Below are 13,102 nucleotides of genomic sequence, written 5' to 3' on the forward strand. Positions count from 1 at the left end.
CGCGAGCCAACAGCCGCACGTCTCAAATTGAGACGCAACACCCCTTCGCGGACGGGTCCTCGGGGCCTAGCGTGCTTCTGCGAACTCCCACGCGGCGGCATAGCGTGAGAAGGCGCGGTGATCGGGGCGACGAGGCGTGTTTTCGCCGCGCCGCCCCGGGCCGATACCGAGCGACGAGCAGGCTGTGGCTCTCGTGGAAGGAGGAGGTAGCTGATGAGTCTCCTGTCTGATCACGATCGGCGCACGTTGGTGCGCATGCTGGAAGTCATGTTCCCGCACGATTCCTTCCCCAAGGACCCCTACGAGCGCACGGCCCGGGAGGTGCTCGACGCGACCGTTGCCGATCCGCGGAGCCTGGCCCAGCTCTGCCAGGGCCTGCACGACCTGGACCGGCTGCGTGAGGTGCCGTTCGTGCAACTCGACGACGCGGTGGCGCTGACCGTGCTGCGCGGTGTGCAGGACGCGCCGTTCTTCGCGCACGTCCTCGGGATCGCCTCGGTCAAGCTGTACGACGATCACGAAGTGTGGGGCCTGCTGGGATACGAGGGGCCGTCCTTCGACAAGGGCGGCTACATCGAACGGGGATTCAACGATTTGGACTGGCTCCCCGAGCCGCGCATCGAGGAGGTGGCGGAATGACTCGATTCGACTATGACGACGAGGACGTCGTCGTGGTGGTGGGTTCCGGTGCCGGCGGCGGCACGTTGGCCAACGAGCTGTGCCAGCAGGGGTTCAAGACGGTGGTGCTGGAAGCGGGACCCCACTTGACCGCGGAGGATTACCACAACGACGAGTGGCAGGCCTTCGCCCAGATGTCGTGGGGGGACACGCGGACCACCTCGGGCAGTTGGCGGATCCACCAGGACTTCCCCGAGCTGCCCGCCTGGATCGTCAAGGCCGTCGGCGGGACGACGACGCACTGGGCAGGCGCCTGCCCGCGGTTCAAGCCCCACGAGTTCCACGCGCGCAGCACCTACGGCGACATCGACGGCGCCAACCTGCTCGACTGGCCGCTCACGTTGGGCGAGCTGGAGCCGTACTACGACCGCGCCGAGATCAAGATGGGGGTTTCCCACCGGCACGGCCGTCCACCGCTGCCGGCCAACAACAACTACAAGGTGCTCGCCAACGGGGCGGCGAAGCTCGGGTACCGCCAGTACGCGACCGGCCCGTACGCGACGAACGCCGAACCCTACGACGGGCGGCCGGCGAGCGTGCAGGACGGCTTCAACTTCCAGGGCGACAAGCAGGGATCCAAGTGGTCCACCCTGGTCGCCGAGCTGCCCAAGGCGCGCCGGACGGACAACCTGGATCTCCGCCCGGACAGCCATGCGGCGCAGATCCTGCACGACAGCAACGGGCACGCCACCGGCGTGGTCTACGCCGACCGCAACGGCACGCTGCGTCGTCAGCGCGCCAGCGTCGTGTGCCTGGCGGGCAACGCGATCGAAACCCCGCGGTTGTTGCTGCTTTCCCGGTCGGCGCTGTTCCCGCAGGGCTTGGCGAACTCCTCGGGCCAAGTGGGCCGCAACTACATGAGTCACACGACCGGCACCGTGTGGGGCCAGTTCTCCAAACCCGTGCGGATGTATCGCGGTGAGACCATGGCCGGGGTGGTCTCCGACGAGTCCGTCCTGGACACCGACCGCGGTTTCGTCGGCGGCTACTACCTGGAAACGATCGCCCTGGGGCCGTCGTTCTTCACCACGTTCGTCGCTCCGGGCGGTTGGGGTCCTGAGTTCACCACCTACGTCGAGGACTACCTCAACACCGCCGGCATGTGGATCGTGGGCGAGGACCTGCCCCGGGCCGACAACCGCGTGACGCTGAACGACGCGGTGCTCGACCAGCACGGGTTGCCCGTGGCCAACGTGCACGTCGACGAGCACCGCAACGACCTGGCGATGCGCGATCACGCGCAGCGGCAGGGACGTGCCATCTACGAAGCGGTCGGCGCGAAGCGCACCATCGAGACACCGCCGTACCCCTCCACCCACAACCTGGGAACGTGCCGCATGAGCGAGCGCCCCGGCGATGGTGTGGTCAACCGGTTCGGGCGCGCGCACGACGTGCCGAACCTGTTCGTCTCCGACGGCAGCCAATTCACCACGTCAGCGGCGGCCAACCCCACGTTGACCATCGTGGGCCTGGCGATCCGCCAAGCCAACTACATCACGACCGAGCACCGGAAACAGCGTTCCTGAACAGCGCGCGGCACGGACCCATCTGCCCGCGCGAGCGGAGGATGCCTTGACCCAGCGCCCCAACCCGTACGAGTTCCTGACCCCCGTTCCTCCCTTCACCGTGAGCAGCCACGACGTCGGTGACGAGGTGCCGCTTCCCCGGCCGCAGGTGAGCGGCATCATGGGCGCCGGTGGCAGCGACACGTCGCCGCACCTGGCCTGGCGCGGTTTCCCGACCGCCACGGCGAGTTTCGCGGTGACCTGCTTCGACCCGGGCGCGCCGACGCCGAGCGGCTTCTGGCACTGGGCGGTGTGCGACATACCCGCGGAGACGACGGAGCTGCCGGCCGGAGCAGGAGACCCCGACGGCGCCGCGCTGCCGGAGGGGGCTTTGACCCTGCGCAACGACGCCAGCATCCGCCAGTACCTCGGGGCCGCGCCGCCCGGGGGCAACGGCGTCCACCACTACTACTTCGTCGTGCACGCCGTCGATGTCGCGAAGCTCGGCATCAGCAAGGAGGCGACACCGGCATTCCTTGGTTTCAGCCTCTCGGGGCACACGCTGGCGCGGGCGATGCTCACCCCGATCTACGAACGTTGATGGCTGCCCACCGCACTCGGGAACTCCGGTGCCCAGCAGTCCGCGCCGTCGAGAGGACAGATTGGAGGGACGGGCGATGAAGGCCGTCCGCGTCCACGCGTACGAAACGCAGCCCGCCGTGGAAGAAGTACCCGACCCGCAGGTGTCCGGCCCGTTCGACGTGCTCGTCGAAATCGGCGCCGCCGGGGTGTGCCGGACCGACCTGCACGTCATCGAAGGGCAGTGGGCCGACAGGATGGCGCCCCGACTGCCGTACATCATCGGCCACGAGAACGCCGGCTGGGTCCGCGAGGTCGGCTCCGCCGTCACGAACGTCGCACCAGGAGACCCCGTCATCCTCCACCCGCTGGTCACCTGCGGTCTCTGCCGCGCTTGCCGCGCCGGCGACGACGTCCACTGCGCGCAATCCGAATTCCCCGGAATGTCCCGCGACGGGGGCATGGCCGAGTACATGTTGACCAACGCCCGTGCGATGGTCAAGCTCGACGCGAATCTGCAACCCGCCGACGTCGCCGCGCTGGCCGATGCAGGCCTTACCGCCTACCACGCGGTGCGCAAGGCCGCGCCGCTGCTGCACCCGGGATCGTTCGTCGTGGCCATCGGCGCGGGCGGTTTGGGGCACATCGGAATCCAATGCCTCGCGGCGATGACGACGGCCCGGATCATCGTCGTGGACCTGTCCGACGAGGCGCTCACCTTCGCCAGCCAGCTGGGCGCGCACCACACGGTGCGGGCCGACGGTGATCCGGTCAGCGCCGTGCGGGACATCACCGGCGGCCTCGGTGCGCAGGTCGTGATCGACTTCGTGGGGGAACGAGGCGCCGAGCACCAGGGGATCGCCATGCTCCGCGAGGCCGGCTCGTACTTCACCGTCGGCTACGGCGGTGCGCTCAACCTGCCGACGATCGACATCATCTCCCGGGAAATCGACATCATCGGCAACCTCGTCGGCAGCTACAACGACCTCGACGAGCTCATGGCCCTGACCGCGCGGGGCGAAGTCAGGCTGCACACCACCACCTACCCCTTGACCGCGGCCAACGACGCCCTCAACGACCTCGACAACGGTCGGGTGCGAGGCCGGGCGATCCTCGTCCCCGGATCCGCTTGAACCTTTACGCAGAACCCTCAACGGTTCAGCACCCCACTGCACGCACCCGCGGATCGCGCGGGTGCGTGCAGGCGGAAGCACACCGGAAAGCACGTGCAGCCCGGGAACCGCAGGTCCGCTGAAACCGCGCTCACCCCACCGCACGTGCTCTCGTCGACACGTCTAGCCTCGGGTCCGTGCGCACCGATTCACCAGGCCCGGCGCACCGGGCGGAGGACCCGGTCCGCGCCGGAGTTCCCGAGCACGGCCGGGTCCCGCTCCACTACCGGGTCAAAGCGGAGCTGCTCGGGCTGCTCCAGGAGTTGGGCGAGGGCGCGGCGCTGCCGGCCGAGCGCGAGCTCGCGCAGCGCTACGAGGTTTCGCGGATCACGCTGCGCCAGGCCGTCAGCGAACTGGTGCTCGAGGGGAAACTGCTGCGCAGGCACGGGAGTCGGACCGTGGTCGCGCCACCGAAGGTGCTGCAGCCGCTGTCGCTGCGCAGCTACACGGAGGGGATGCGCGAGCAGGGCATGGAGCCGGGCCGAACCGCGGTCACGACCGAGCGGATGCGGCCCGACGGCGACCTGGCGCAGCAACTGCACGTGGAGCCCGGTGGCGAGGTGGTCCACCTGGAGCGGGTCCTGCTGGCCGACGGCGAGCGGGTCGGGCTCGAGTCGACGTACCTGCCGCTCGGCCGCTTCCCGAACCTGCTGGAGGACTTCGATCCGAACCACTCCCTCTACGGCTACCTGCACGAGGTCCTCGGGGTGGTTTTCGAGGAGGCCGAGGAACGCATCGAAACGGTGCTGGCGACACCGCGGGAAGCGTTGCTGATCGGCACCAACTCCGCTGTTCCGATGGTGCTGCTGCACCGGGTGTCGTGGAGCCCGGACGGCGCGCCGATCGAGCGGGTGCGCTCGTTGTTCCGCGGTGACCGCTTCAGCTTCGTCACCCGGCTGCACCGCTGACGGCCGCTCTTCCGGCGGTCTCGGCATCCCGCTGCGCTGGGCGTTCTCCGCGCACATCGTCCGCCTCCCGACCCGGGGATAACGGATCGATAACTCGTCCAGTCCAGTGTTCGGTACCTGTTCACCGCGAATTGGATCCGGGGGCACATCTGGTTCCTCCGGTTCGGTGACCGTGGACGTCGTGCGAGTAGTGGTAGTTGGCGGTGGCGTGCTCGGCACCATGCACGCCTGGAAAGCCCTCAACAGCGGACACGACGTGGTGCATCTGGAGCGGGAACCCGAGGCACGAGGCGCCTCGGTCCGTAACTTCGGGCTGATCTGGCTCAGCGGTCGCGCCCCGGGTGCGGACCTGCGGATCGCGCTGCGCGCGCGACGCTCGTGGCAGCGCCTGGCGGAAGACGTCCCGGGACTGGGCTTCCGCCCGAACGGCTCGGTGACCGTGCTGCGCACGGAGGCGGAGCTGGCGGTCGCCGAGGAGTTGCTCGTGCAGCCCGAAACCGCCGAACGCGGCACGAAGTTGCTGTCGCCGGAGGAGGTGAGGGAGGTCAATCCCGCTCTTCGCGGGCCGATGCGCGGGGCGCTGTGGTGCGAGCAGGACGCCGCCGTCGAACCGCGCACCGCGCAACCTGCGATTCGGGAGCACCTGGCCACTACCGGGCGCTACACCTGGTTGCCCGGCCGCGAAGTCCGGGAGGTCGCCGAAGGGGCGGTCCGCGATGAGACCGGCCAGCGCCACGGCGCCGACGCCGTGGTGCTGTGCACGGGGGCTGCGCTCGGGGGCCTGGTGCGCGAGCTGGCGCCCGAAGCGCCGGTGCGGCGCGTGCGGCTGCAGATGATGCAGACCGAGTCGTTGGGCGAGCCGCTGCCGACCTCGGTGGCCGATGCCGACAGCCTGCGCTACTACCCGGCCTACCGGGGTGCCGCGCTGGACGCGCTCAACCGCGAGGAGCCCCAGCCCCCGGTGGCCGCGAACAACGGGATGCAGCTGCTCATGGTCCAACGCGCCGACGGCGGACTGACGATCGGCGACACCCACGGCTACGCCGAGCCGTTCCCCTTCGACGTGCACGAGGACCCGTACGAGCACCTGCGGGAGCGGGTCGAGGAACTGCTCGACCGGCCGCTGCCGCGCGTGGTGCGCCGGTGGGCTGGTGTCTACGCCCAGTGCACGGATCCAGCGACCGTCGTCCACCGCGAGCAGGTGCTGCCCGGGGTGTGGCTGGTCACCGGCCCGGGCGGGCGGGGCATGACCGCATCGCCCGCCATCGCCGAGGACACCGCCCGCGAAATCGGTTGGGAGGAGCAGTCATGAGTCCCGACATCCGACTGGCCGTGCTGGACATGGCCGGCACGACCGTGGTCGATGACGGGCTGGTGGAGCGGGCCTTCACCGCCGCCATCGCCGAGGTCGGCGTCACCGAGTCCGACGACGCCTACCCGCGCCTGCTGGAGCACGTCCGCCGCACGATGGGCGAATCCAAGATCACCGTCTTCCGCGCGTTGCTCGACGGTGACGAAGACCGCGCGCAGCGGGCCAACCGCGCGTTCGAGAACGCCTACGGCGAGCTGATTTCCGGCGGGGAGTGCACCGGGATCGACGGTGCCGTCGAGGCCATCGAGCGGCTGCGCAACTCCGGCGTGGCCGTGGCGCTGACCACCGGCTTCGCCGAAACGACCCAGCACCGGATCCTCGACGCCCTCGGGTGGGGCGAACTCGCCGATCTGACGCTCACCCCGGAACGCGCCGGTCGCGGGCGACCGTACCCGGACATGGTCCTGACCGCCGTGCTGCGCCTGGGCGTCGACGACGTGCGCCAGGTCGCCGTCGTCGGCGACACCAGCTACGACGTCCGCACCGGCCTGCGCGCCGGAGCGGGAATCGTGGCGGGCGTGCTCACCGGAGCGCACGACCGGCACGCCCTCATCGGCGCCGGTGCCTCCCACGTCCTCGAATCAGTCCGCCAACTCCCCGATCTCGTCCGAGCCTGATCGGACCGCCCCACCCGAAGGAGAGTTGCGCTCGTCATGCCCACCAGGAACAGACGTGCCGGTCTCGCCGCCGCAGCGGCCGCGTTCGCGCTGCTGCTGTCGGCCTGCGGCCCCAGCGCCGCCGACCAGGGCGGCGGATCCCCGCACGAGCTCGTCTTCGCCGCGGTCCCCTCGGAGGACTCGGCGAACCTGCAACAGGACTACGCTCCTACGATCAAGATGCTGGAGGACGAAACCGGCAAGGAGGTCCGCTTCCAGCAAGCCACCGATTACGCCGCGATCATCGAGGGGCAGCGCGCCGGCAAGATCGACATCGCCAAGTACGGCCCGTTCTCCTACATGCTGGCCCGCGAGAAGGGCGTCGAGGCCGAGGCGGTGGCCGCCCAGGCCGAGGAGAAGGGCAAGCAGCCCGGTTACCAGTCCTACGGCATCACCAGGCCCGGCACCGGCATCGACTCGTTGGCCGACTTCCGGGGCAAGAAGGTCTGCTTCGTCGACCCCACCTCCACCTCCGGCTACCTGTACCCGACGGCCGGGCTGATCGAGTCCGGTGTGGACCCGAAGACCGGCATCCAGCCGATCATGGCCGGGGGGCACGACGCCGCGGCCCTGGGCGTGGCCAGCGGGCAGTGCGACGCCGGGTTCGCCTTCGACACCATGGTCGACCACCAACTGATCCAGCAGGGTGAGCTCCAACGCGGCCAGCTCAAGACCGTGTGGCGCTCCGAGGTCATCCCGGGCGATCCGGCCGCGGTCTCCCCCGATCTCGATCCGGAGCTGCGCGAGTCCATCACTTCGGCACTGCGCACCAAGGCCAACAGCGACTACCTGCGCGCCAACGGCTACTGCGCGGGCGCATGCCGGGTCGGCGACACCGGCGGCTGGGGATTCGCCCGGGTCGACGACTCCTACTACGACAGCATCCGCCGCGTCTGCGAGACGACGAGGAACGAGCAATGCAACTAGAGCACGGCGAGACCGTCGTGGACTTCGACGGTGTGAGCAAGCGATTCGACGGTACGACCGCGGCGCTCGACGATGTCTCGTTGCGGGTCGCAGCCGGTGAGTTCACCGTCCTGCTGGGACCCTCGGGATCGGGCAAATCCACGCTGCTGCGTCACGTCGACGGACTGCAACGCCCCACCGCGGGCGCGGTGACGGTGCTGGGCAGTGATCTCGGTCGGATGCGCGGACGGGCGCTGCGGCAGCTGCGGCGCCGGATCGGGTTCGTGTTCCAGCAGTTCCACCTCGTCGGAGCGCTGACCGTGCTGGAGAACGTGTGCACCGGAGCGTTGGGCGGTCTGCGCGCTCCGCGCCTGGGGCTGGCCACGTATGCCAAGAGCGTTCGGCACGACGCGATGGACCAGCTCGACCGCGTCGGGTTGACCGAACAGGCCCTGCAGCGGGCCGACACGCTCTCCGGCGGGCAGCAGCAGCGGGCCGCCGTGGCCCGCGCGCTGCTGCAGCGCCCGGACGTCCTGCTCGCCGACGAGCCGGTCGCCTCCCTGGACCCCGACTCCTCGGAGCAGGTGATGGCGCTGCTCGCCGAAATCAGCCGGCAGGACCGGCTGACCGTGGTGTGCAGCCTGCACCAGCTGGAACTGGCCATGAGCTGGGGCGAGCGAGTCGTGGGGTTGCGCGCCGGCAGCGTGGTGCTGGACAGCCCGGTCGAGGGGCTCAGCCGGGAGTCGGCGATGGCGGTCTACACCGCGGCCGGCTCCGAGAACCCGCAGTTGACGGCGGTGGGGTGAGGTCGTGATGTCCACAGCGGAGCTGGCTCGCACCTCGGCGCCCACACCGGCGTCAGGAGACCGCCGCACCCTGCCCCGCCCGAACCCGCGGAGGGTTCTCGCCCTGCTCGCCGCGTTCGCACTGGTGCTGACGGCGGTGTGGGCGACCGTCGACCTGCGCCTCAACATTGCGACCGTCGTCGACAGCGCTGACAACGCCGCCGACTTCCTGTCGCGGACACTGCCGCTGGACTTCCCGCCGGTCGCACAGCTGCTGTCCTCGATCGGCACGACGCTGGCGATCGTGATCTGCGCGACGCTGCTGGCGGCGCTGCTGAGCGTGCCGATCGCCGTGCTCGGAGCGAGCAACACCGCCCCGCACGTGCTCGGCAGGCACGGGGCACGCGCGCTCATCGTGGCCTCCCGAGCGGTTCCGGACGTGGTGCTGGCGATCCTGTTCTTCCGGATCTTCGGCTTCGGCGGTCTGACCGGAGTGCTCGCGATGGGCCTGCACTCGGTCGGCATGGTCGGCAAGCTCTACGCCGACGCGATCGAGCAGATCGACGAAGGCCCCCGCACGGCCATCCGAGCCGCGGGCGGATCCCGCCTGCAGGAGCTGTTCGGAGGGGTGATCCCGCAGGTGTTGCCGTCGTTCGTGGCCACGTCGCTGCACCGCCTGGACATCAACCTGCGCGTGTCGGTGGTGCTCGGCTTCGTCGGCGTGGCCGGCCTGGGCCAGGACATCGCCAACGCACTGCGCACACTGGACTACCAGCGCGGAATCGCCCTGGCGCTGGTGGTCTTCGCGCTGTGCGTGCTCATGGAACTGCTCTCCGGTGCGATCCGCACGCGGTTGATGAACACCGGTGGCGAACGGCCGCGCAGCCGCACGTTCGCCCTCGTCACCGGCCGTTCCCGGCGTGCGGGTTCCCGGCGTGCGGGTTCCCGGCGTGCCACGGACTTTCCACCAGGCAGTGCGACGCAGGAGTCCTGCGTGCGGGCCCGCACCGCGCGGATCAGCCACCCGTGGACGCCCGCGCGGCTGCGCAAGCTCGCCTACTGGTTCATCACGGTGCTCGTCGTGGTGGCCTCGACGTGGCAGCTGGGACTGACGCCGGAGCAGTTCGCTCGCGGATTCCGCGAATTCTGGCCGACGCTGGCCCAGTTCTGGCCTCCCGAAACCGGCGCCATGCTGCCAACCCTGCTCGCCGAACTGCTGGTGACGGTCGAGATCGCGCTGGCTGCGACCCTGATCGGGGCCGTGCTGTCCCTGCCGATCGGGGCACTGGCGGCGGCCAACGTCGCTCCCCGCCCCGGCATCGCCCGCGCCTTCCGCGGGGCGGTGCTGATGATCCGCGGCGTTCCCGAACTCGTGCTGGCCATCATCTTCGTGGTGATCACCGGGCTCGGCCCGGTCGCGGGCGCGTGCGCACTCGGCGTCGGCTCGGTCGGACTGCTCGGCAAGCTGGTGGCCGACTCCGTGGAGGAGGTCGACCGGGACGTCGAGCAGGCGCTGCGCGCCACGGGCGCCACCCGGTTGCAGGTGTTCTTCTCCGCTACCCTGCCGCAGGCCGCTCCGGCGGTGGTCGGCCACCTGCTGTACCAGCTCGACACCAACATCCGCTCGGCCACGCTGCTCGGGCTCGTCGGAGCGGGCGGTATCGGCTACTACCTGCTCAACGCCTCGCGGGTGCTGGAATTCGGGGTCGTCACCACCGTGCTGCTGCTGACCTTCGCCGTGGTGATGCTCGTCGAGCTGCTCGCGCTCTGGTGGCGCCGGATGCTTCCCGGGGGCACGACCGCGCGGTGACGCGCTCCGGCAGCTCGGCTGGTCTTCCCTGCTGTCCGGCCCGTTGCCCTGGGCATGACCGGAATCGCCGCGGCCGACGAGTTCGAGCAGCCCTCCAGCCAGGTCGGCTCCGAGGGCGCCTCGACCAGCCAGGAAGATGACGACGAGGCTCACTGCCCCTCCACCACCACGTAGTCGCGCTGCAGCTCCTCGTCGCCGAGGAACCGGTGGATGCTGTCCTGGACACCGGCGGCGTAGCGCTGTTGCGCCTCGAGGGATGTTCCGGACACGTGCGGGTCATGGCGTGGTTCGGCATGGTCCGCCACGGGTGATCCGCCGGTGCCGGCTGCGGATACCACACGTCGCCGGAGTAACCACCGAGCTGCCCGCTCTCCGGAGCGGACACGAGTGCGTCCCGTTCGACGATGTGGCCGCGCGCGATGTTGACCACGCCCCGGCCGCGTCGCGTTGAGCCGCTCGCTGCCGACCCCGTACGAAACCGTGTACGGTCCTTCGCGGGCGTTCACACGCATGTTCGCCCTGAGTCTCCGCGAGGAACTGCGCGGCAGCGGTGTGACCGTCACCGCGCTGATCAACCGCATCCTGCCCGAACCGCTCAAGGTCGCCCGCCACGCCCGCAAGGCCAAGCCGCGTCGTTGAGCACGCCGCCCATCGGACAACCCCGACTCTCTTGCGCGCGGGAACGCACGCACACCAATGACGCCGGGAAGAGCGCGCCGCGCTGCGGCGCCGGCTCCCCGCCTTCGCATCTGCCGATCGAATGATTCGCCGGTTCCCGCTGTTCGCGCGGAATCGCCTGTCCTGCACAGACTGAGCTTCATTCGTCCACGAGAGCCGCGAGCCGAGAAGAGCAACGGTTGACCTCGCCCGAGGTCGGGTGCATGCTGCCATCTACTGGTCAGACCGGCAGCGTCGCGACCGGGCGGGGCCGAGTTCCCGTGCTGGTCCGGAAACCGTCACCTTCCCACCCCTCGGCAGAGGTCGATGTGCGCCGACACCCGGCTTTCGCGGTCGGTCCGCACTCACCTCGTGCACCTGCCACGGACAACGTGATTGCTGGACAGGACTACTCACCGAGTGCGAAAGAGGGCTCATGGATTACACACACTTGTTCCGGCTCGACCGGCAGACAGCGTTCGTCCTCGGGGCCGGCAGTGGCATCGGACGAGAAGCAGCGGGGGCGCTGGCCGCTCATGGCGCGCACGTCGTTTGCGCCGACCGCGACATCGTTGCGGCCAAGGAGACGGCAGCACAGCTCGACGGTCGATCCGAGGCGTACCAGGTCGACGTGCTGGATCCAGACGCAGCTTCGGCAGCAGCGGCGGATTTTCCCGATGCCGACACGCTCGTGTTCACACCGGCCACCAATGTGCGCAAACGGCTGCTGGAGTACACATCGGAAGACTACGACCAGGTCACGGGACTGAACCTGCGTTCCAGCTTCGACCTGATCCGTGCCTTCGGCGGGAACATGGTGCAGCGTGAACGCGGCAGCATCATCGGCCTGTCCTCCATCCGGCACCAGGTCGTCGAGCCCGGCCAAGGTCTCTACGCGGCGAGCAAGGCAGCCGTGGTGCAGTTGTTGCGCACCGCGGCAGCGGAGTTCGGCCCTTCCGGGGTGCGAGCCAACGCCATCGCTCCGGGTGTGGTCGACACGCCTTTGACCACGCCGATCAAGGACCAACCGGACTGGTACCAGGCCTACGCCGAGAAGACGGCGCTCGGCCGCTGGTCGAAGCCGGAAGAAGTCGCCGGAGCCGTGGTCTACCTCGCCTCCGAAGCAGCCAGTTACGTCACCGGCACCGTCGTCTACGTGGACGGCGGCTGGACCGCCGTGGACGGACGGTACGAACCGCCCTCGGCCACGTGACGGGTGCCACGGGCGTCCGGGAGGACTCCGCAGGAGAGTTGCGACCACGACAGGAGCCGCTGAACTGATGCCCTTTCAGCCGGTGGAACCGGGCCATGCATACCAGCAGGTCGCTGACCAGATCGAAAGTGCCGTCCTCGCCGGTGAACTCAAACCCGGCGATCGTCTGCCCGGCGAGCGGGAGCTGGTGGAGCAGTTCCAGGTCGGTCGCTCCACCGTGCGGGAGGCGCTGCGCGTGTTGGCCAGCAACGACCTGGTGTGGTCCCGGCCGGGCGACCCGCGCGGCCCGCTCGTGTTGCCGGTGTCGGCCGATCCACTGCGCAAGACGATGACCAGGTTCGCCGCTGGTCCGGATGGAAACTTCACGGCATTGGTGCAGTTCCGGATGATCGTGGAGAGTTCCGCGAACCTGCTCGCGGCGCAGAACCGGACCGAGGAACACCTCAGCGCCATGGAAAGCGCCAACGCGCGAATGCGGGCCGGTATCAACGGTGATCTTGACGAGTTCAGCGAGGCCGACGTCGAGTTCCACCAAGTGGTGGCGCAAGCCAGCGGCAACCCGCTGCTCGAGGTGTGCGGAGACGCCATCCGGCGTTCCGCGCTGCACCTGATTCGCAACAAGCTCGTCGACACCAGCGACCAGCGGAGCCAGATGTGCGAGTCCGTGCAGCACCACGACGAGGTCATCACCGCCATTCGTCGTCGTGAGGGGCCGGAAGCGGCATGGCTCGCCCGTGAGCGCCTGTACTCGTACTACTGCGACTACATCGACGAGGAGGAGCGGCCCGCTCTCCGCGCCTTGGTCCACGAGTGTGACCGAGGCTGATCCACGGCCGACCTGCGCCTCCGCCGGAAGGAGCA

Annotated in this window: 12 protein-coding genes and 2 pseudogenes; 13 read left to right on the top strand and 1 reads right to left on the bottom strand. The window is 69.5% G+C overall.

All coding sequences use genetic code 11. The annotated features are described in order from the left end of the window. Window positions 1–213 precede the first annotated feature (213 nt). The 10 genes from ACVGV2_RS12095 (at window position 214) to phnE (ending at window position 10,371) form a co-directional block, all read left to right on the top strand. Window positions 214–639 carry a hypothetical protein gene (locus ACVGV2_RS12095; RefSeq protein ID WP_459162478.1) on the top strand — a complete coding sequence of 142 codons (426 nt, stop codon included), beginning with the start codon at window positions 214–216 and terminating at the stop codon, window positions 637–639. Beyond that, window positions 636–2,204, top strand: coding sequence for a GMC family oxidoreductase (locus tag ACVGV2_RS12100; protein ID WP_459162479.1), 1,569 nt, complete (start codon window positions 636–638; stop codon window positions 2,202–2,204). The genes ACVGV2_RS12095 and ACVGV2_RS12100 overlap by 4 nt, the downstream gene beginning before the upstream one ends. Window positions 2,205–2,250: 46 nt before the next feature. Next, window positions 2,251–2,784 carry a YbhB/YbcL family Raf kinase inhibitor-like protein gene (locus ACVGV2_RS12105; RefSeq protein ID WP_459162480.1) on the top strand — a complete coding sequence of 178 codons (534 nt, stop codon included), beginning with the start codon at window positions 2,251–2,253 and terminating at the stop codon, window positions 2,782–2,784. A gap of 76 nt (window positions 2,785–2,860) precedes the next feature. Beyond that, window positions 2,861–3,895, top strand: coding sequence for an NAD(P)-dependent alcohol dehydrogenase (locus tag ACVGV2_RS12110; RefSeq protein WP_459162481.1), 1,035 nt, complete (start codon window positions 2,861–2,863; stop codon window positions 3,893–3,895). Between the two features lie 176 nt (window positions 3,896–4,071). Further along, a complete protein-coding gene (locus ACVGV2_RS12115) occupies window positions 4,072–4,842 on the top strand; it encodes a GntR family transcriptional regulator (RefSeq protein WP_459162482.1) in 771 nt (256 codons plus the stop codon). Between the two features lie 181 nt (window positions 4,843–5,023). Beyond that, window positions 5,024–6,154, top strand: a complete 1,131-nt coding sequence (locus ACVGV2_RS12120) for a TIGR03364 family FAD-dependent oxidoreductase (RefSeq protein ID WP_459162483.1) — start codon at window positions 5,024–5,026, stop codon at window positions 6,152–6,154. After that, window positions 6,151–6,831, top strand: a complete 681-nt coding sequence (locus ACVGV2_RS12125; protein ID WP_459162484.1) for a phosphonatase-like hydrolase — start codon at window positions 6,151–6,153, stop codon at window positions 6,829–6,831. The genes ACVGV2_RS12120 and ACVGV2_RS12125 overlap by 4 nt, the downstream gene beginning before the upstream one ends. A 36-nt stretch (window positions 6,832–6,867) precedes the next feature. After that, on the top strand, window positions 6,868–7,797 hold the full coding sequence (locus ACVGV2_RS12130; protein ID WP_459162485.1) for a phosphate/phosphite/phosphonate ABC transporter substrate-binding protein: 930 nt from the start codon (window positions 6,868–6,870) through the stop codon (window positions 7,795–7,797). After that, on the top strand, window positions 7,788–8,582 hold the full coding sequence (gene phnC, locus ACVGV2_RS12135) for a phosphonate ABC transporter ATP-binding protein (RefSeq protein WP_459162486.1): 795 nt from the start codon (window positions 7,788–7,790) through the stop codon (window positions 8,580–8,582). Before ACVGV2_RS12130 ends, phnC begins: the two co-directional genes overlap by 10 nt. A 7-nt stretch (window positions 8,583–8,589) precedes the next feature. Beyond that, the gene (gene phnE, locus ACVGV2_RS12140) at window positions 8,590–10,371 is read left to right on the top strand and encodes a phosphonate ABC transporter, permease protein PhnE (protein WP_459162487.1); all 1,782 of its coding nucleotides are present in this window, start codon (window positions 8,590–8,592) and stop codon (window positions 10,369–10,371) included. Between the two features lie 149 nt (window positions 10,372–10,520). Here the strand turns inward: phnE and ACVGV2_RS12145 are convergent. Next, a pseudogene (locus ACVGV2_RS12145) lies at window positions 10,521–10,816 on the bottom strand (NAD(P)-dependent oxidoreductase); the annotation flags it as partial. On the opposite strand from ACVGV2_RS12145, the pseudogene ACVGV2_RS12150 reads away from it, so the two are divergent. The 3 genes and pseudogenes from ACVGV2_RS12150 to ACVGV2_RS12160 form a co-directional block, all read left to right on the top strand. Further along, window positions 10,816–11,010, top strand: a pseudogene (locus ACVGV2_RS12150) (hypothetical protein); the annotation flags it as partial. The pseudogenes ACVGV2_RS12145 and ACVGV2_RS12150 overlap by 1 nt on opposite strands. Window positions 11,011–11,464: 454 nt before the next feature. Beyond that, entirely contained in the window at window positions 11,465–12,241 is a 777-nt protein-coding gene (locus tag ACVGV2_RS12155; RefSeq protein WP_459162488.1) for an SDR family NAD(P)-dependent oxidoreductase, read from the top strand. Between the two features lie 67 nt (window positions 12,242–12,308). Further along, entirely contained in the window at window positions 12,309–13,067 is a 759-nt protein-coding gene (locus ACVGV2_RS12160) for a FadR/GntR family transcriptional regulator (protein WP_459162489.1), read from the top strand. Window positions 13,068–13,102 lie beyond the last annotated feature (35 nt).

Source organism: Bounagaea algeriensis, from assembly GCF_054491375.1.